The 18,341-nt window shown below is 63.9% G+C and carries 16 protein-coding genes and 1 pseudogene; 13 read left to right on the top strand and 4 right to left on the bottom strand.

Going from position 1 to position 18,341, the window contains the following annotated elements; all coding sequences use genetic code 11:
- Nucleotides 1-12 precede the first annotated feature (12 nt).
- The 3 genes from fghA to ACR9ZC_RS23595 form a co-directional block, all read right to left on the bottom strand.
- The gene (gene fghA / locus ACR9ZC_RS23585; RefSeq protein WP_481582110.1) at nucleotides 13-870 is read right to left on the bottom strand and encodes an S-formylglutathione hydrolase; all 858 of its coding nucleotides are present in this window, start codon (nucleotides 868-870) and stop codon (nucleotides 13-15) included.
- Between the two features lie 92 nt (nucleotides 871-962).
- On the bottom strand, nucleotides 963-2,069 hold the full coding sequence (locus ACR9ZC_RS23590) for an S-(hydroxymethyl)glutathione dehydrogenase/class III alcohol dehydrogenase (protein ID WP_481582111.1): 1,107 nt from the start codon (nucleotides 2,067-2,069) through the stop codon (nucleotides 963-965).
- Between the two features lie 167 nt (nucleotides 2,070-2,236).
- Complete coding sequence (locus tag ACR9ZC_RS23595) at nucleotides 2,237-3,703, bottom strand: xylulokinase (protein WP_481582112.1); 1,467 nt, start codon at nucleotides 3,701-3,703, stop codon at nucleotides 2,237-2,239.
- A 628-nt stretch (nucleotides 3,704-4,331) separates the two neighbouring features.
- On the opposite strand from ACR9ZC_RS23595, the gene ACR9ZC_RS23600 reads away from it, so the two are divergent.
- The 13 genes and pseudogenes from ACR9ZC_RS23600 to ACR9ZC_RS23660 all read left to right on the top strand — a co-directional run bounded on the left by ACR9ZC_RS23600 (nucleotide 4,332) and on the right by ACR9ZC_RS23660 (nucleotide 16,285).
- Entirely contained in the window at nucleotides 4,332-4,517 is a 186-nt protein-coding gene (locus ACR9ZC_RS23600; protein WP_481582751.1) for a Flp family type IVb pilin, read from the top strand.
- An 83-nt stretch (nucleotides 4,518-4,600) separates the two neighbouring features.
- Entirely contained in the window at nucleotides 4,601-5,167 is a 567-nt protein-coding gene (locus ACR9ZC_RS23605) for an A24 family peptidase (protein WP_481582113.1), read from the top strand.
- 18 nt (nucleotides 5,168-5,185) lie between these two features.
- Entirely contained in the window at nucleotides 5,186-6,190 is a 1,005-nt protein-coding gene (gene cpaB / locus ACR9ZC_RS23610) for a Flp pilus assembly protein CpaB (RefSeq protein WP_481582114.1), read from the top strand.
- Between the two features lie 130 nt (nucleotides 6,191-6,320).
- The gene (locus tag ACR9ZC_RS23615) at nucleotides 6,321-7,640 is read left to right on the top strand and encodes a type II and III secretion system protein family protein (protein WP_481582752.1); all 1,320 of its coding nucleotides are present in this window, start codon (nucleotides 6,321-6,323) and stop codon (nucleotides 7,638-7,640) included.
- Between the two features lie 17 nt (nucleotides 7,641-7,657).
- Entirely contained in the window at nucleotides 7,658-8,095 is a 438-nt protein-coding gene (locus ACR9ZC_RS23620; RefSeq protein ID WP_481582115.1) for a CpaD family pilus assembly lipoprotein, read from the top strand.
- A gap of 14 nt (nucleotides 8,096-8,109) precedes the next feature.
- On the top strand, nucleotides 8,110-9,339 hold the full coding sequence (locus ACR9ZC_RS23625) for a CpaE/TadZ family protein (RefSeq protein ID WP_481582116.1): 1,230 nt from the start codon (nucleotides 8,110-8,112) through the stop codon (nucleotides 9,337-9,339).
- A gap of 175 nt (nucleotides 9,340-9,514) precedes the next feature.
- Nucleotides 9,515-10,789: pseudogene (locus ACR9ZC_RS23630) on the top strand (TadA family conjugal transfer-associated ATPase); the annotation flags it as partial.
- Complete coding sequence (locus tag ACR9ZC_RS23635) at nucleotides 10,786-11,784, top strand: type II secretion system F family protein (protein WP_481582117.1); 999 nt, start codon at nucleotides 10,786-10,788, stop codon at nucleotides 11,782-11,784. The pseudogene ACR9ZC_RS23630 and the gene ACR9ZC_RS23635, both read left to right, overlap by 4 nt.
- A complete protein-coding gene (locus tag ACR9ZC_RS23640; protein ID WP_481582118.1) occupies nucleotides 11,781-12,725 on the top strand; it encodes a type II secretion system F family protein in 945 nt (314 codons plus the stop codon). Before ACR9ZC_RS23635 ends, ACR9ZC_RS23640 begins: the two co-directional genes overlap by 4 nt.
- Before the next feature lie 45 nt (nucleotides 12,726-12,770).
- Nucleotides 12,771-13,640 carry a tetratricopeptide repeat protein gene (locus ACR9ZC_RS23645; RefSeq protein ID WP_481582119.1) on the top strand — a complete coding sequence of 290 codons (870 nt, stop codon included), beginning with the start codon at nucleotides 12,771-12,773 and terminating at the stop codon, nucleotides 13,638-13,640.
- On the top strand, nucleotides 13,637-14,080 hold the full coding sequence (locus tag ACR9ZC_RS23650; RefSeq protein WP_481582120.1) for a TadE/TadG family type IV pilus assembly protein: 444 nt from the start codon (nucleotides 13,637-13,639) through the stop codon (nucleotides 14,078-14,080). Before ACR9ZC_RS23645 ends, ACR9ZC_RS23650 begins: the two co-directional genes overlap by 4 nt.
- Before the next feature lie 64 nt (nucleotides 14,081-14,144).
- Nucleotides 14,145-15,179: a pilus assembly protein TadG-related protein gene (locus tag ACR9ZC_RS23655; protein WP_481582753.1), complete on the top strand. Its 1,035-nt coding sequence runs from the start codon at nucleotides 14,145-14,147 to the stop codon at nucleotides 15,177-15,179.
- Nucleotides 15,180-15,181: 2 nt separating this feature from the next.
- A complete protein-coding gene (locus ACR9ZC_RS23660) occupies nucleotides 15,182-16,285 on the top strand; it encodes a phosphatase PAP2 family protein (protein ID WP_481582121.1) in 1,104 nt (367 codons plus the stop codon).
- Nucleotides 16,286-16,807: 522 nt separating this feature from the next.
- Here ACR9ZC_RS23660 and ACR9ZC_RS23665 read toward each other — a convergent pair.
- On the bottom strand, nucleotides 16,808-18,337 hold the full coding sequence (locus tag ACR9ZC_RS23665) for an efflux transporter outer membrane subunit (RefSeq protein WP_481582754.1): 1,530 nt from the start codon (nucleotides 18,335-18,337) through the stop codon (nucleotides 16,808-16,810).
- Between the last annotated feature and the right edge of the window lie 4 nt (nucleotides 18,338-18,341).

Raw genomic sequence — 18,341 nt, forward strand, 5'->3', positions numbered from 1 at the left:
GAGCCGTCTGTCTTAGGCTGGCGTGAGCGACAAGGCGCGGGCGTGATGCGTGATGTGATCTTCGATAAAGGTCTCGATGAAGTAATAGCCGTGATCGTAGCCCTCGTGCCGACGCAGAGTAAGCGGTTGTCCGGCCTTCAGGCATGCGGCTTCAAACACCTCCGGATGGAGTTGCTCGACGCGGAACTTATCCGCAAGGCCCTGATCGATGAGAATGCCTTCTTCGAAGCGTGCTGTACCGGCGCGCCCGACGAGATCGCTTGCGTCATATTGCCGCCATGCGTCGCTATCGTCGCCCAGGTAGCCGGAAAACGCCTTTTGGCCCCATGGACAGCGCATCGGTGCCGAAATCGGTGCGAATGCCGAAACGGATCGATAAAGGCCCGGATTGCGCAACGCGAGTACGAGCGCACCATGCCCGCCCATCGAATGCCCACAGATCGAGAGCCGGGCGCCGTCGATCGGCAGCTCGGCGAGCACCGCGTGGCGCAGCTCGTCACGCACATAGGAGTACATCTGGTAGTGCTTCGACCAGGGCTCGCGCGTCGCATCGACATAAAAGCCGGCCCCCACGCCGAAATCCCAGTTCTCGCTGTCGCCTTCGATATTGGCCCCGCGCGGGCTCGTATCGGGCGCGATGAGTGCCATGCCGAGCCGCGCGGCGAAGCGCTGTGCGCCCGCCTTGATGGGGAAAGTCTCTTCGGTGCAGGTCAGACCAGCGAGATAGAACAGCGCCGGCACACGGCCGTGCTGTGCGTGCGGCGGCAAATAGATCGAGAACTGCATCGGCAGTCCGATGGCCTTCGACTCGTGCCGGTAAAAACGCTGCTGCCCGCCATGACAGGCGTGCGACGAGAGCAATTCGAGCATCGTGCGTCTCCTTGATGCGGATGCGGTTCAATGCGATTCACTACGATTCGGCACCGATCCGGAGCGCGGCGACCCGCGCTCCGAACCCTGCATCAATAGAGGACGACCGAGCGAATCGATTCACCCTTCTTCATCAGATCGAAGCCTTCGTTGATGCGCTCGAGCGGCAGCGTGTGCGTGATCAGATCGTCGATATTGATCTTGCCTTCCATGTACCAATCGACGATCTTCGGGACGTCGGTGCGTCCTCGCGCGCCGCCGAAGGCCGAGCCCTTCCATTCCCGGCCCGTGACGAGCTGGAATGGACGCGTGCTGATCTCCTGGCCCGCCGCGGCGACGCCGATGATGAACGACTGGCCCCAGCCCTTGTGCGTACACTCGAGCGCCTGGCGCATCAGTTGTACGTTGCCCACGCATTCGAACGAGTAGTCTGCGCCGCCGTCCGTCAGTTGAACGATCTGGTCGACCACGTTTTCGACGTCGTTCGGGTTGATGAAGTGCGTCATTCCGAATTTCTTCGCGAGTTCGACGCGCTTCGGATTGATGTCGACTCCGATGATCTTGTCCGCGCCCACCATCTTCGCGCCCTGGATCACATTCAGGCCGATTCCGCCGAGCCCGAACAAGACCACATTGGCACCCGCTTCGACCTTCGCCGAATAGACGACCGCGCCGACACCCGTCGTCACGCCGCAGCCGATGTAGCAGACCTTGTCGAACGGCGCGTCTTCGCGGATCTTCGCCACTGCGATCTCCGGCACGACGATGTAGTTCGAAAACGTCGACGTACCCATGTAGTGAAAGAGAGGTTTGCCGTCGATCGAAAAGCGCGACGTCGCGTCAGGCATCAGGCCCTTGCCCTGCGTCGCACGAATCTTCTGGCAGAGATTCGTCTTGCGCGACAGGCAGAACTTGCATTCGCGGCATTCCGGCGTGTAAAGCGGGATGACGTGGTCGCCCTTTTTGAGGGTGCCGACGCCAGGGCCGACATCAACGACGATGCCTGCGCCTTCGTGCCCGAGAATCGCCGGAAAAATCCCTTCGGGGTCGGCGCCGGACAACGTGTAATAGTCCGTGTGGCAAATACCGGTGGCTTTGACCTCGATCAATACCTCGCCCGCACGCGGTCCCTCGAGTTCGACCTCTTCGATCGTGAGCGGGGCGCCCGCCTTCCATGCGATTGCGGCTTTCGTTTTCATCTACACGTGCTCCTGAGTTGTTTCTTTGGCGTGGTTTCGTTGGCCTACAGGCCTTCGCCACGCGGCGACGGCCATGATCGCGCAAATCCGCCTCTCGCGCGAGCCACGGTGCGACGCGCGTCGATGATTTCTCGACATGACAGAGCCTTTTTGCTCGAAGACTGGCATCACCGCTGGGCCACACCGAACCAGCTTTCCGTACGTCCATATAAATCGAGAAACCGCGCATACCGCGCGGCCAGCGCCGCATCGCCTCTCGGGCTCGCCACTGGCTCGGCGGGCGGCGCGAGCGCCGGCAGGTCCGCTTCGCGCCAGTGGCCGCTCGCCAGCCCCGCGATCAGCCCCGCACCGCGAGCACCGACGTTGGGGCAATCGACAGCGTCGAGCTCGGCATCGAGCGCATCGGCAAGCAATTGCCGCCAGCGCGGATCGACCGAGCCGCCACCCGCCAGCCGCAGGCGATCGATCTTGCGCCCCGGTTGCGGCGGGCTTTGCCCCGCATCGGCGCGGATCGCATCGAGCCCCGCACGCAGCGCGAATGCGACGCCTTCGAACGCCGCGCGCATCATCGTGCCGCGCGTGTCGTCGAGGCCGAGGCCTAGCCAGCCGCCGCGCGCGGCCGGGTTCATCCAGGGCGACCGCTCGCCGCTCAGGTAAGGCAGGAAGGTCACGGCTGAGCGTGTCGTCTCTGTGCTGGCCAGACCAAACGCGTCCGCATAGGCAGCGGGCCAGTCAACGTAACCGAGCCAGGCGCGCACGTGCTCGAGCGCGACACCCACGTTCTGCATCGCCGCCATGCGGTACCACTGTCCCGTCGCCGTCCGGTAGCGATGCAACCCGCGCGCGGGCCGGGGCTCGTTCGTCGCCAGAACCACGATCTGCCCTCCGCTGCCCGTGGTGACGAGCGCATCCCCGTCGTGCGCGAGGCCGCTGCCGAGTGCGGCGCTCGCCGTGTCGGCCGCCCCCACCGCGAGGGGAATGCCGGCCGGCAGACCGAGCGAGCGCGCCGCCTCGGCCGATAGCTCGCCCGCCGCCGCATACGAATGAGGCGCGAGCGGCGCGAACCATTGGCGCGGCAATCCCAGCGCGGCAATGCGCTCGTCGTCCCATGCCCCCGAAGCATCGGTAAGCGCGGTTGCGCAGGCGTCCGACGGATCGCTGAGTGCGGCTCCGCCCAATGCCACGCGCAGCCAATCCTTCGGTTGCAACGCCCAGCGCGTCGCGGCCGCCGCCCTCGGCTCGTTTTCCGAGATCCACCGCAAGAGCGGCCCGGCCATGCCGGGCGCGACGGGGTTCGGCTGCGGCTCGGGCCACGCATCGAGCAAGCCCGCGGCGCGCGTGTCGGGCCAGAGCATCGCCGGGCGCACTGCGCGGCCGTGCTCGTCCGTCAGTACCACGCCGTGCATCTGGCCCGCGATGCCGATGGCTTTAACGCCTGCCCGCTCCTCGTGTGGCAAAGCCGCCGCCGCGTCGACGAGCGCTCGCCACCATGCCTCGACCGGGGTTTGCGCCCATCCGGGCTGCGGCGTCTCGACCGCATAGGCCGCGCCGGACGCGGCCCGTTCGTGCCCATCCTCGTCGAAGATCGCGAGCTTGAGCGAAGCGGTGCCAAGGTCGATACCGAGAAATCGCATGGTGAGGAAAGCCAGATTTTTGGAGCGGACAGGGTTGGCGCGGCGCGCGAACGGCGAGCGCGACCGATGCCATGGGTCGATCGCCGCCCCTCGGGCGAGCGGAACACATGATAGCGGTTGCCGTCAGGCTGCACCGCGAAGCGAACCTCGAAGCCGTCCGCCGCACAGCGCACCCGCGATCGAACCACCTCCCAGTCGAACCACACGACGGTCGCGAACGAACGGCTGATCGACGATATCTTCAGGACTCCGAATTGACCGGTGGGACGAATGGTCGCTGGATGTTCGTCGTTTTTACGAGTTGCGCGGACGCCCTGGGCGGCCCGTCCCGCCTGGCTCGCAGGGACGTCGGGCCTTGATAGTCGCAATTCATCAGACTTTTGAATTGATTGAATTAGACCAATTTAAGCCGTCATATCGGGGCATGCTGCGCCGTCCAATGTCTTTAGGATTCAATCTACCGAGAGGTTCCGAAAGTCCTGGCCCTGTTATGGATTTCCCGAATCTCCCTAAAGGGGTCGGCATCGGCAGCCGTAAACAAGCCGAGAGGCCCATTGGTCCTCCCGGCGTGCTCGCGCCTGTGATAGTCGCCGATTACTTCGGATTCCTAACTTTTTTGGAGCTCACCATGCTGCGTTTCATCATGTCCCTGTCGCGCGACGAGCGCGGCGTTAGCGCGCTCGAATATGCCATTTTGGCGGCCATAGTGGTTGCTGCGCTGGTCTCTGTCGGTACTGTCTTCAGCGGCGACAATGGCTTGTCGGCTCTGTTCACCACCTTGTTCACGAAGATCCACGCCCAGCTTCCCTCGTAAGCGGGCGGGTGGATGCCCGTTGCCATGCCGGCGCGGGCACATCCGCAAATCGGTACGTCCGTTTGCCGCCAGGAGAGCTCGTCATGGATCCGATCAAAGCGATGGCATACCTGATCCTTGCCGTGCTTGCAGTTTCGGATCTGCGCCGGCGGCGTCTGCCCAATGTCTGGGTATCTGCTTTCGCCGCGCTGTATCTGCTGGAAGCCGCACTAAACGGTAGCACCCTCCGGGAGTTCGCCGGGCATGCCGCGCTCGGCGGGTTTTCGCTGGGGCTCGCGGCTGTGCTGTTTCGGGTGCGCTGGCTCGGGGGCGGAGACGTGAAGTTCGGTGCGGCCGTCTTCCTTTGGTGCGGCCCCGCCTACGCCCTCGCACTACTAGTCATCGTTTCAGTGTTCGGCGCCCTCCTCGGCCTTTCGATGCTCGCACTCACGTTTGCGCTTCGCCACCCCGCTTGTAGCGGTGTCGCCCGCCGCGCGACCTGGCTCTCCGCGGCCCGCGGCGTGCCTTACGGTGTCGCGCTCGCGCTGGCGGGAGCCATTGCAGTGCTGCTGCAGCCGACAGCCGATGGTCATGCCGCGGCCACCTTGCTGACATCCTCGTTCGGTCATCCACTCGGTCTCGCGCTAGTCGGCCATGCGCGATTTGCCTAACGAGAACCCGCCGTCCCTATGCCAAACATCCTGAAGCTTGCCGCGCTCATCGCCGTTGCCGCGATTGGTGCTTTCGTCATTCGCGCGCTGTTCATCGCGGCTTCGGCGCCCGGTGTTGCGAAGCCCGCCGCGCTCGTGCGCGTGCGCGCGGCAGCGGACGAACTGCCCGATGGTTTGCTGTTAAGAGATTCCGATCTCATCTGGAAAGCGGTAGCGCGCGACCAGATACCGGCCGGCGCGCTGTTGGAAGGCTCGCCCGAAGCGAGCGCCAACAACGATCTGAAAGGCGACTTGTTGCGCCATGCCGTGCATGCGGGCACGCCGCTCGGGCTCACCGACGTCATCTTGCCCAGCGCGCCCGGCTTTCTCGCCGCGGCACTCAAGCCGGGCATGCGCGCCATTTCGGTGTCTATCGACGATGTATCCGGCAACGCAGGACTCATTCAGCCTGGCGACTTTGTCGACGTGCTGCTAACGCAGCAAATCCGCGCCGACGCGGGCGTCGATGTTCCGCCGGCGCGGGCTGTGGAATCCGAAACGGTTGCGGAACGCGTGCGCGTGCTTGCGGTCGGCTCCGCCTTCAAACGTCCGAAGGACGATGCTGCGGCCTCGACTACGAACGTGCGAACGGCGACTTTCGAAGTCACGCCGGCCGGCGCGCAGTCGATCACCGTGGCTGCGCATCTCGGCACGCTATCGCTCGCGCTGCGCAGCTTCGCGACACGCGACAAGCACGCCTCCGACGCCGAAGACGTCGCACGCGCGCAAACGCCGCCCGTCTGGGCCGGCGACGTCTCGCGCGCGCTGAAGGCCGTGGCTCCGCCTGCGGCAACACCCGGCAGGCCAGCGGCACAGGTCCGGCAAGTGATGATCTATCGCGGCTCGAAGGCCGAGCCGGCAGGCGGCTCGGCGCAAAACGGCGCATCGCCGGGCGGACAGCCGCTGCCGCCATTGCCGCCCGGTACCCCAGCGGCCGTGCCCGCCCGTACCGCAAACGAACCCGCCACCCCTGCAGGAACATAGGACCCACATGGCCAGCCTCAGACGCGCCAATCCGTTCGCACGCCGCGCACGCCATCGCCCGGCCACGCTCGCCGAACTCGCGACGCAGCTCGCCCATTTTGGCGCGCTCGCCGCCTTCCTTTGCATTGCGATGCTCGCCGGTGCGCGTACGGCATCGGCCGACGAGCCAGACGTATTGTCCGTCGCGGCGGGCGGTGGGACGATGATCTCGCTGCCCGAGCCGGCCGTGGCCGTCTTCGTGGCGGACCCCGATATCGCCGATGTCCATGTGCCCACGCCGCGTTCCGTTTTCGTGCTCGGCAAGAAGGCCGGCACGACGACGCTCTTTGCATTGGGCGCAAACAATCGACAAATCCTGCGCAAGACGATCAGCGTAGCCACGGACACGGGTTCCGTTCAGCGGCTCTTGGATACGCGCTTTCCGCAGTTGGGCGTGCATGTGACGAGCGCCCCCGGATCGCTGATGGTGAGTGGCTCGGTTCCGAGCGCGGCCGATGCCGACGCCGTCGTTCAGACGCTGCAGCCCTATTTGCACGCCAAGGAGCAACTGGTCAACCGGATGACGGTCGCGCATCCGATTCAGGTGCTGCTTCGCGTTCGCATCACGGAAGTCGATCGCAACATCACGCATCAGCTCGGCGTCGACTGGAATGCGTTGGGCAAAAACGGCAACTTCTTCGGTGGCCTGTTCAACGGGCGCGCAATCTTCGACTCGACGACGAACCTCTTCAATCTGTCGTCGACGGGCGCGTACTCGGTGCTCGGCGGGTTCAGGGCTGGCGGCACGCAGATCGAGGGCGTCCTGGACGCGCTCGACAAGGAGGGATTGATCACGATGCTGGCCGAACCCAATCTGACCGCCGTCTCTGGACAAACCGCGAGCTTCCTCGCGGGAGGCGAGCTGCCTATTCCGGTTCCGCAAAGCGGCTCGACGAGCACGATCACAATCGAGTACAAGCCTTACGGCGTCTCGCTCAATTTCACGCCGACTGTCATGGCGGATAACCGTATCAGCCTCAGCGTGCGCCCCGAAGTGAGCCAGATCGATCCGACCAACAGCATCACGCTGAACTCGATTATCGTCCCTGCGCTGACGGTGCGCCGCATGGAGACCACGGTCGAGCTGTCGAGCGGGCAAAGCTTCGCCATCGGCGGTTTGTTGCAAAGCACGTCGAGCGATGTCCTGTCCGAGCTGCCGGGCCTCGGCCGGCTGCCGGTGCTCGGCAAGCTGTTCTCCTCGAAGAGCTACCAGAACAACAAGACCGAGCTCGTCGTGATCGTCACGCCTTACATCGTGGGACCAACCGGCCCTGGACAGTTGCACGGCGCACTCGACGACATCATGCGCCCCAGCACCGACGTCGAATTCGCCGTCCAGCATTCGCTCGGAGCGGATCCGCTGTCGGGGCAGTCGCCTCGCCTCGTCGGCGCCGCCGGCTTCGTCTATTGAGCAGGAGAAACCGGACCATGATGAATTCACGGCACATCCTCATCGTTACCGTCTTCGCCGGCGCCGCGAGCATCGGCCTCACCTCCTGCATGTCGGCGCCGCTCGGCATGCCCGACGCGTCGGTGATCGGCTACGTGCCAGGGGAAAACGGCGGACATGCGGTCCCGCCCTCATGCGAGGCACTCAACGAAGCAGCACCGATGCGGGACGCCGGGATGCAACGCCCAGGTGTGGCGTTCGGCTGCGCCACGTATTCGAATCTCGCGGCCATGGTCGCACGCCCCGCCGATTTCGTGAGCCCCCGCCCCTACGCCGGGGCTGACGCCCCGCTGGCCGCAAGCGCCGTGCGGCGCTACGAAGAAGGCCGCGCAATGCCGTTGAGCGGAGCCTATGGCGGCAATTCGGCGTCTTCCTCGTCTTCTTCGCCCGCGGCATCGCCGGCGGGTTCACAGTAACGGAGACGGCCGACATGGGCGCTCACGAAACCAGCCTGTTCAAACGCCACGCGCGCCCTTCCGGCGCGGAGAAACTCATTGCCGTCGTCACCGACGCCATCAGCGCGGAGGTGATCGACAACGTCGTCGTCGATGAAGGCATCGCGACCTCGCACGTCACGCTGGGTTCGCTCGACGATGCAGTGGGCGTCATGACCGCACTCAAGGAATCTCCGCACTACCTCATCATCGATGTGTCGGGGTCTGCCATGCCGATCTCGGATCTGATGCGGCTCGCGGATGTCGTGGACCCATCGGTCACCGTCGTCGCGATCGGCGAGCGCAATGACGTCGGACTTTTCCGAAACCTGCTGCAACTCGGCATACGCGACTATCTCGTCAAACCGCTTACGGTCGAGCTGGTCAGGCGTGCGCTCGCCGCAAACGACGCGAGCACTTCGCCGCGAATGGGCAAGGCGCTGAGCTTCGTGGGCACGCGAGGCGGCGTCGGCGTAACGACGATTGCCACGGCGCTCGCGAGCCACCTTGCCGATAAGACGCGCCGCCGCATCGCCTACATCGACCTCGACCCGTACGGCGGTGCAGCAGCCTCGATGTTCGGCGTATCCGCCACGAGCGGTCTGATCGAACTGCTGCAAAACCCGCATCGACTCGACCAACAACTGATCAACCAGGCATTCATCGCGCAGAGCGATCGCTTGTTCGTCCTGGCCTCCGAACTACCGTACAACCAGGATTTTTCCGTGCGCGCGGGGGCGCTCTCCGAGCTCATCTCCATGCTCAAGCGCCACTTCCATTACATCGTGATGGATTTGCCGCATCGGGGCGGCATGCTGATCGACGAAGCCTTCGAGGCAAGCGCGATGATCCATGTCGTGGCGGACCTCTCCGTGCACTCGACGCGCGAAGCGGCGCGCCTGTGCCAGTTCGCCGAAGCGCGCGACGCGAATCCGGCGATATCGGTACTCGTGAACGAGTCGAGACAGCCCGTGCCCGGTCGCGTGAATTCGAAGGATTTCATCAGTGCGCTCGCGCGGGGATCGGTCCATTCGCTGCCGTACGAGCCGCAGACCCTGGCGCTTACTGAAAATCTCGGAGAGTCGCTGGCCAGCCCCCAGCGTTCCCCGTTCGCAGCGGCGATCGTTGCGCTTGCAAACTCGATCACCGGTAACGAGGAAGCAGCGGCACCGTCGGCGCGCACGCCCTGGTATCGGCGTCTCGCGCCTGCCCGGAGGGCAAGCTGATGTTCGGCCGCCGCAACGGGTTGCTGAGCGTCGATCCGGCAACGGACCCGGACGAACTGCGGGCCTCGCCGGCCGAGCCAGCGTACTCCGCTCCTGTGGCCGGAAGCTTGCGCGACGCAAGTGCCAGCACCGCGGCCTCCGCGGCAGTTCACGCCCCCCGATTGCAAGCGTATCGGACCGGCACGAAGCGGTCATCCGCTCCGACACATTCAAGACGATACGCACGGCAGTCTTCGCGTCGATGAACATGTCCGCCGCATTGATGATGTCGCGCAGCGACGTGCGCGCCGGCATCGAGCAGATCGCGGCCGAGACGATCGCACGGGACAGGCTGACGCTGACGCTCGGCGAACAGACGCTGATCGTCGACGAAATCGTCAACGACATGTTCGGCATCGGGCCGATCGAGCCGTTGTTGGCCGACGAACGGGTGACCGACATCCTCGTGAACGGGCCCGATCACGTCTATGTCGAGCGCGGCGGGCGTCTCGAGTTGACGCCGTTGAAGTTCCGCGACAACGCACACGTCATCAACGTCGCGCAGCGCATCGCAGCCGCCGTCGGACGGCGCGTGGACGAAAGCAGCCCGATGGTGGACGCGCGACTGGCCGACGGCAGCCGCGTGAACGTCGTACTGCCACCCATCGCGTTGCGCGGCGCCTCCATCTCGATCCGAAAATTCGCCAAACGCAATATCACGCTGGGCCGTATGGCGCAGCAGGGCAACATCTCACCGGCGATGGTCGACGTGCTGAGGATCGCCACCGCATGCCGCCTGAACGTCGTGATTTCCGGCGGTACGGGCTCCGGCAAAACGACGCTGCTCAACGCGCTCTCGCGTTTCATCGACGAGAGCGAGCGCGTCGTTACGATCGAAGACGCGGCCGAACTGCAGCTGCAGCAGCCCCATGTAGTCAGCCTCGAAACGCGGCCCGAGAACAGCGAAGGGCTCGGCGGCGTTTCTCAGCGAGACCTCGTGCGCAATGCGTTGCGGATGCGCCCCGACCGCATCATTCTCGGCGAGACGCGCGGCACGGAAGCATTCGACGTGCTGCAGGCGATGAATACGGGCCACGACGGTTCGATGACCACGGTCCATGCAAACACGCCGCGCGACGCGATCACGCGACTCGAAAGCATGGTGATGATGGCCAACGGCAATTTGCCGCTGATGTCGATTCGCAGACAGATTGCGAGCGCGGTTCATCTGATCCTGCAAGTCGAGCGGATGCGCGACGGTGTGCGGCGCGTGACGCATGTCACCGAGATCGGGGGCATGGAAGGCGATGTCGTAATAACGCAGGACCTCTTCACGTTTCGCTACAACGCGAGCGCCTATGAAGAGCAGGTGCGCGGTGCGTTCGAATGCTCGTCGCTGCGACCGGTTTTCGCTCAACGGGCTATCTACTATGGACTCGAAGAGGCGCTGCTCGCAGCGATGCAATCATGAGACCGGTGGACGTCGTCACCGCCGGTGCCTTTTTTGCACTCGTCGTGCTGGGCCTCATCGTGAGGTCCTTGCGTCAAATGGCGCGGCAGCAACCGGCAACGCGCATTCGGACGCGCGTTGCCGAGCTGCGTGACGAACAGCAGGTCGCCACGACGCGACGCGGCGAAAACGAAGGGCAAGACAAACAGCACGAGCTGCTCCAGCGCAAGCGCCGCCTGCCCGATCAAGCGGCACTGCTGGCCCCGTTCGTGGCGAAGTACGAACGCGTTCGCACGGTGGGGGGCGCCGCCGGCATACGTCTCATTTGCGTCGTCGGTGTCGTGGCGCTCGTTGCGTCGTTCGTCGGCGCGACGTCGTTCTCGTTGGGCCCGTTGGCGCGTTTCGCGATTTCACTCGGCGCGACGGTTATCGCAATGCGCGCCGCTTACCGATGGGTCATCGGGCGGTTCCGACTGCGCTTTCTCGCAGTCTTTCCCGACACGCTCGATCTCATCATTCGCGCGGTGCGCGCAGGCATCCCCGCAGTTCAGGCCATCTGCATCGCGGGCGTCGAAAGCGAAGAGCCCGTTCGAACGACGTTTCGCACCATGGGCGATGCGCTGCTCGTGGGCGCGGAGTTGAAGGAAGTGCTCGAGCAGGCGGCAGCGCGTTTGCAGCTTGCCGATTTTTCGTTCTTCACGGTTTGCCTGATCCTGCAACGCGAAACAGGCGGCAACCTCGGCGACACCCTCGAGACTCTGGCGGCCATCGTGCGCTCGCGGCGCGACATCCGCGCGAAGAGCAAGGCGCTAACGGCTGAAGGCAAGCTCGCCAGCAAAATGATCGCGGCTGTCCCCTTCGTGATCATGGGCGTGTTTTATGTCGTGAATCGGCCATACCTCGAAGTGCTCACGAATACGCACGCAGGTCACAAGATACTGGCGCTCGCGGCCGGCTTGATGACGGCCGGCTTGTGGCTGATCAGCAAAATTGCCAACCTGGATACTTCGCGATGATGAATGCCGACTTCTGGCGCAACGCCGCCCTACTCTTGTTGCTTGCCGTCATCACGTTGTGGCTCGTCTTGCGCGGCACGAGCAAGCGCGCGCGCATCGCCCAACGCGTCCGGCAAAGCACGGTGCGCGGCAGCAGCAACGCTCCGGCCACCGCGGCCGCGATCAATGTGCCGAAACGGCTTGCCACGCGCGTGGCCTCGATCGGCGAGCGCATGCCTGTCGTGCAGGCGGAAGACCGTGCGAAGCTCGCGACACGACTTGCCAGCGCCGGTTTTCGCGACCGGCGAGCCGTAGCGGTCATGTCGGGACTCAAGGTTGTCGTCGGCGCCTGCCTTGCCCTGAGCGCGATTGCGCTCGGCGGGCATCTGCCCAAGCTTGGGCAGTTCTTTCTCTTCCGCGTACTGCTGATGGCCGGCGCCTTCGTGATCGGCATGATGCTGCCGGAATACGCGATGGGTTTTCTCATCCGACGCCGCCGCCGGGCGATCGCCGTTGCCCTGCCCGATGCGCTCGACCTGCTTGTCATCTGCACGAACGCCGGCAACAGCCTCGTCGTGGCGATCAAGCGCGTCGCAACCGAGCTGCGGATCATCTGCCCGCCGTTAGCCGACGAACTCAGCGTGACCGCGGACGAGCTCAGCCTCGGTGGCGATAGCGGTCTCGCGCTGCACGCCATGGCGGGACGCATCGGCCTTTCATCGGTGCGCGCACTCGTGACCACGCTCGTGCAGGCCCAGAAGTACGGCACGCCGATCACACAGGCCCTGCGGACGCTGTCGCGTACAGAGCGCTCGATGCAAATGGTCGCGCTCGAAGAAAAGGCCGCGAAGCTCGCGCCCAAGATGACGCTGCCGATGATGCTGTTCATCATGCCGACCGTGGCGCTCATTGCGGTCGGCCCGGCCGCAATCCGGCTCGTCGCCGTATTTCGTCACCATTGAATGGCCGTTTCCGTTTTGTTCTTGGTTTTTGTTTCTGGAGGTGGCATGACCACACCCCGCCCCACCCGCTCGAATCGCGCCTTGCTGGCGCTCTGCACGTCGATTGCGGCAGCGCTGATCATGGCGGGCTGCGCGAGCAATCACTACGTGGTGCCGCAGCCGATGCCCGTCACCCATATTCCCGACGCGAACGCCGATTTGCATATCGCGGAAAGCGCGCTCGGAGCGGGCGACACCCAGTTGGCGCTCTCCCTCTTCGAAAAGCTTTTGAAGGCCGATCCGCAATCGCGGCCCGCGCAATTGGGTCTCGCCGATACGATCTATCAGACGGGCGACCTTGCCCGAGCCAGCGTGCTCTACACGCGCGTCGCGGCTTCGGCCCCCGACGATCCGCGCACCCAGTTGGGACTCGCTCGCATCGCGCTGCGCCAACGGCATCTGGACGAGGCGGAGCAGCGCTACCGCAAATTGACCTCGGCCTATCCCGATAACGCGGTGGCGGCCGAGGGACTCGGAGCGACGCTGGACCTGCTAGGCCGGCATGAAGAGGCGCAGGCTGTCTATCGCGCCGCGCTGGAGCGCCACCCCGAAGTTCAGGGCCTCAAGGCGGACCTTGGGCTGTCGCTCGTGCTCTCGGGCCAGGCGCGAGCCGGCGCGAATGTATTGCTCGATATTGCGAGCCTGGCCGACGCGCCCCCGCAAGCGCGCCAGAACCTCGCGCTCGCCTACGGCTTGCTCGGCAACGGCGAGGCGGCCAAGCGCATTCTCGTATCGGAGATGCCGGCCGAATCGGCCGAAGACAATCTGCGTTTCTACCGGGACTTGCGCGAACGACTGACGGCACAAGCCGGCAGCGGCGCGCACGCGGCACCGGTGCCGGGAGACGGCATTTCGTCGGGCGGAGCCATTCGATGAAACCGCGTCGGCATCTCGGCAGGCATCGCCGCACACGCGCGGGCGGCATCGTCTCGCTCGAATTCGTGCTCATGCTGCCGTTCTTGCTGATGCTGATGCTCGGCATCATCGATATGAGCCTGCTGCTTTGCGACAAGGCAATCATTACGAACGCCGCGGGCGCCGCGGCGCGTCAGGGCGTGGTCTTGCGTTCGACGCCCTATACAACAACCCAGATTCAGAACGTCGCGTTGACCTTCATGCAGGGCAGCCTCGTGAGCGGCGGGACGGCCACGACGCCGACGGTCACTCCGTCAGGCAGTTGTGCAACGATCCCCAGCGGCCAGGCGCTGACAGTGACGATCGAGTACACGTATAACGGGCTCATGGTCGGCTCAGCATTCAGCGCGCTGACGGGTCCTCTCACGCTAACAGCCACGGCGGTAATGAACTGTGAATGAGCGCCTTTACTCGAGCGAACTCAATTCCGCTGCGATTGGGCCGTTAGCTGCTGGTCGCGACCACTTGCGCCGGTGGCCAGGCCGTGCCAAAGAACGTGGATCGGCTGCGCTCTGGTTCCTGTTCACATTGCCGCTGTTGCTGATGTTCGGCGCTTTCGCGGTCGATGTTCCGCGCTTTTTCGCCGTCAGCCACGAATTGCAGAATGCAGCCGATGCAGCGGCGCTTGCCGGTGCCGGCGCGCTCACGACAGGTTCAAACGTGCCAAACTGGACGGCAGCCGCAGCCTCTGCAACGGCCGCGGTCCCATTGAACATATCGGACGGCGTCAAACTATCGACAGGAACGGTCAAGACCGGCTACTGGGACGTCGCCGCCTCGTCTCCGACCTTGGTTGCGCCCAGCGCAGTCATACTACCGCCTCCTTCAGGGCACCTGCCCGAACCAGCCGTGCAGGTCACCGTTACGCGAGATGCGAGCACCAACGGCGGACTCGTCACACTCTTGCTGGGCGCGCTACTTGGCATGCCGTCCACCTCCGATAGCGCAACGTCCGTCGCGGTCATCACGCCGCCCTCGGCGGTTCCGGCCGGCGGCCTTTTTCCCGTCATTATGGATCAGTGCGTCTACAATCAATATTGGGACAGCAAGACGAATCAGCCGAAGCTCGATGCGTCCGGGCAACCTAAAACGTTCACAATCGGCAACGGCGCCACCTATGGCGGCACATGCCAAGCCGGACAGTGGACGTCGTTCAAGACCGTCGCAAACGATACGCCGACCATCCGCGGACTCATTACCAACGGCAATCCTACCGCGTTGGCAATCGGGGACAGCATCTACGTTCAGTCAGGCGTAAAAGACACTATTTACAGTAGCGTGCCCAAGGGTGTCACCGTTGTGATGCCTGTCGGCGCCAACTTTTCTACGAGCGGCTATACGCCGATCATCGCGTTCGCCGCCTTCTACATCGATACGTCGAACGGCGGCAGCGCCAAGGCCATTTCCGGCCATTTCGTCGCAGGCTACAAGATGCCCACTCAGGCATCGGGCATTGGCACCGGCTACGGCAGCTATGTGGCACCGCGGATCGCGTATTGAAGATGCGCAGACCGACATTGCACCCACAAGACTCGCCCGCTTCCTATTGGCGGTCCTACGTGATCGGCTGGACGATCATCGTGGCGCTACTTGCCGTGGATGCGCTATGGCTTCGCGCAGGCGCATACTCGGTGCGCCTGACGAGCCTGGCCGCGACAGAAAAACCCGATATAGCTTTACTCCTCATCGCGGCCGGGCTCGGCGCAATGACGAGGGTCACCCGCTATCGGACCGCAATAAAAATGCTGAGGTCCGCTGAACTATCTCAGACGCTCGCATACGTCGCCATGCTTTCCTGCTTCGCATCGACGTGTTCCATCCTGTCCTATCTTTGCGTGACGACGAACGCCCCGCTCATCGACGACGATCTAATCCAGTTCGACCGGCTACTCGGTTTCGATTGGTCCTCGACCTACCAATGGGTACGCGCGCATCCCGATATCCATCGCGCACTCGCGCTGGCTTACGACAGTGGGCTGTGGCAGTTGATCGGCGTTCCGGTATTACTTGGCCTGATGGGGCGCCGAAGGCAGTTGGCGGAGTTTTCGCTGCTTTTCATGTCGGCAGCGGTTCTGACCAGCCTGGTCCCCGCCGTCGCTCCCGCAGCCAGTGCGTTTACGCATTTCGGCATAACCGATCCGCAGACTGCTTCCACGGTATCCGACTTTGCATTGTTGCGAAGCGGTTCGTTACGGACATTCGATTTGTCGGCCGCTCAAGGCTTGGTCTCGATGCCGTCCTTTCACACCGAAATGGCCGTCATTTTTGCCTACGCGCTTCGACGCGTGCCGGTCGTTTCGGTTATCGGCGTCGTGTTGAATGCGGCGATGATCGCTTCGACGCCGACCCAGGGCGGGCACTATATGGCCGATGTGATCGGCGGCTTGCTACTCGCGCTCGCACTCATCAGGGTAGCGAGATCCATGCGTCGCCGCCGGACACCGCAGCTTGCGGCAGTCACCCAAGCCAGCCCATGGAGCCGAACCGGCGAGCCTGTCGCTTGCCGGTTCGGATTCGTTTCGACGAACGAACGATCGGCTCACCCCGCCGGTCCCTTCACCCCCGAAGCCCCGCCTTGCGGCACCTGCGCGGGCAGCGAGCCGTAATCGGTTCCCGCATCGGCCGGCCTCTGCGTTTCGCCCGTCTGCTGCAACTATCCACCGCCAAGCGCCACGTAAAGATCGACGAGATTCGTAAGCCGCGCCACGCGGGCATTGGATGCCCTGTTTTTCCGTGTAGGCTCTTCGAACGCTTTAGCGGAATTAGAGAGATCCGAACGCTCTAGCAGAATCAGAAAAGACATCCCGCGGCACGGACTGTTGCTGTGGCATGTTCTCGTCGCTCCGTACGCCGAACCATCGAGCGAGAGATCACCAGATGCGACAAGGTGTCACTGGCGACCGGCGCCGCCATTAAAGTCGGTTTAGCGAGTTTATACTGAAATCATAAACTAGCTAAACTCGCTACATCCCGTTCGCTGCCGTCAAGGGTTAGCTTCGGACGGCGTCGTCCCTCGTAAGGCGGTCGAATTCCTGCGCCGACCCGTGTTCGCGGGGCGTACAAAACGAAACCGGCGAGCTGGACTGCCGCTCGCCGGTTTGAATGCAACTTTCGAAAGCGCGACCGCCTCAACTAGCCGGTCCCTTCACCCCCGACGCCCCACCCTGCGGCACCTGCGCGGGCAACGACCCATAATCCGTCCCCGCGTCCGCCGGCCTCGGTGTCTCACCGGTCTGCTGCACCCACCCACCGCCGAGCGCCACATACAGATCAACAAGACTGGTCAGCCGTGCGACACGCGCATTGATCAGCGATTGCTGCGCCGAATAGAGATTCGTCTGCGCAGTCAACACCTGCAGATAACTATCGACGCCATTCCGATACCGCAGCTGCGACAAATCAAGCGCCCGCTGCTCCGCATTCGTATTCCGCTCGAGCGCCCCGATCTGCGCATCATAAGTACTCCGCGCCGCAAGCCCATCGGCCACATCCCGAAACGCCGACTGAATCGCCTTCTCATACTTCGCGATCTCGATCCGCTTCTGAATATTGGCAAGATCGAGATTGGCGATATTCCGCCCACCCTCGAAAATCGGCAGCGAAATCTGCGGCGTAAAACTCCAAGCCGCCGACCCAGGCTTGAACAATCCACCCAGCGTCAAGCTCTCGGTACCAGCCGAACCCGTCAGCGAAATCTTCGGGAAAAACGCTGCGCGTGCCGCGCCGATATTCGCATTCGCCGCGCGCAGCGAAGCCTCCGCTTCCATGATGTCGGGCCGGCGCGTGAGCAAATCGGACGGCAGCCCCGCCGGGATATCGCTCAAAAGCGCCTGATCGCCAAGCGAGCGGCCGGGCGGCAGATCGTCGGGCAGCGACTGCCCGATCAGCAGCGCGAGCGCGTTTTCCGCCTGCGCACGGGAACGGGCCTGTGCTTCGCGATTTGCCTTCGCCTGCTCGACGACCGTCTCCGCCTGACGCAGCGAAAGCTCGGAGCCCGTGCCGTTATCGAATTGCAGCTTCGTCAGATCGTAGGAGCTCTGCGCCGATTTCAGCGTGTCTTCGGTCACCTTGAGCAGATCGTCGAACGCGAGCATCTGCAGATACTCGTCGGCCACCTGCGAGACGAGCGAGATTTCAGCCGCTTTGCGCGCCTGCGCCGTCGAGAGATATTGCTCGAGCGCCTGGTCCTTGAGACTGCGTATACGGCCCCAAAAGTCGATTTCCCAGGAAGCGTCGAGCCCGACCGAATACGTCCGCGAAATCGTCTTGCCGAAAAAGCTCAAATCCTTCGGCGTACGCGAGACGCTTTCCTGGCCCGACGCATCGAGCGTCGGGAACAGGTCGGCACGCGTGATCCGATATTGCGCACGCGCCTGATCGACATTGAGCACGGATACGCGCAAGTCCCGGTTGTTCGCCAGCGCGATCTCGATGAGCCGCTGCAAGCGCTCGTCGACGAAAAAGTTCTTCCAGCCGATATCGGCCGCCGCTTGACCGCCGGCACTACGGCCCGGCGTACCCGCCGGCTGCGTGGCATAAACGCCCGAACTCGGGAACGCCGCAGCCACCGGCGGCGCGGGGCGCTCGTACTTGGGCTGGAACGAGCAGCCCGCAGCGAACAGCGCGGCCGCGATCGCAATCAGGGAATGGTTTCGCATCTGC

It is taken from the genome of Trinickia sp. HAY1-2D (assembly GCF_056754935.1).

Excerpts from the sequence above, each read along its gene's own strand:
- ACR9ZC_RS23640 (WP_481582118.1), top strand. The coding sequence starts at position 11,781 with ATGATGAATGCCGACTTCTGGCGCAACGCCGCCCTACTCTTGTTGCTT.
- cpaB (WP_481582114.1), top strand. The coding sequence starts at position 5,186 with ATGCCAAACATCCTGAAGCTTGCCGCGCTCATCGCCGTTGCCGCGATT.
- ACR9ZC_RS23635 (WP_481582117.1), top strand. The coding sequence starts at position 10,786 with ATGAGACCGGTGGACGTCGTCACCGCCGGTGCCTTTTTTGCACTCGTC.
- ACR9ZC_RS23645 (WP_481582119.1), top strand. The coding sequence starts at position 12,771 with ATGACCACACCCCGCCCCACCCGCTCGAATCGCGCCTTGCTGGCGCTC.
- fghA (WP_481582110.1), bottom strand. The coding sequence starts at position 870 with ATGCTCGAATTGCTCTCGTCGCACGCCTGTCATGGCGGGCAGCAGCGT.
- ACR9ZC_RS23595 (WP_481582112.1), bottom strand. The coding sequence starts at position 3,703 with ATGCGATTTCTCGGTATCGACCTTGGCACCGCTTCGCTCAAGCTCGCG.
- ACR9ZC_RS23605 (WP_481582113.1), top strand. The coding sequence starts at position 4,601 with ATGGATCCGATCAAAGCGATGGCATACCTGATCCTTGCCGTGCTTGCA.
- ACR9ZC_RS23615 (WP_481582752.1), top strand. The coding sequence starts at position 6,321 with ATGCTCGCCGGTGCGCGTACGGCATCGGCCGACGAGCCAGACGTATTG.
- ACR9ZC_RS23665 (WP_481582754.1), bottom strand. The coding sequence starts at position 18,337 with ATGCGAAACCATTCCCTGATTGCGATCGCGGCCGCGCTGTTCGCTGCG.
- ACR9ZC_RS23600 (WP_481582751.1), top strand. The coding sequence starts at position 4,332 with ATGCTGCGTTTCATCATGTCCCTGTCGCGCGACGAGCGCGGCGTTAGC.
- ACR9ZC_RS23660 (WP_481582121.1), top strand. The coding sequence starts at position 15,182 with ATGCGCAGACCGACATTGCACCCACAAGACTCGCCCGCTTCCTATTGG.
- ACR9ZC_RS23590 (WP_481582111.1), bottom strand. The coding sequence starts at position 2,069 with ATGAAAACGAAAGCCGCAATCGCATGGAAGGCGGGCGCCCCGCTCACG.
- ACR9ZC_RS23620 (WP_481582115.1), top strand. The coding sequence starts at position 7,658 with ATGATGAATTCACGGCACATCCTCATCGTTACCGTCTTCGCCGGCGCC.
- ACR9ZC_RS23650 (WP_481582120.1), top strand. The coding sequence starts at position 13,637 with ATGAAACCGCGTCGGCATCTCGGCAGGCATCGCCGCACACGCGCGGGC.
- ACR9ZC_RS23625 (WP_481582116.1), top strand. The coding sequence starts at position 8,110 with ATGGGCGCTCACGAAACCAGCCTGTTCAAACGCCACGCGCGCCCTTCC.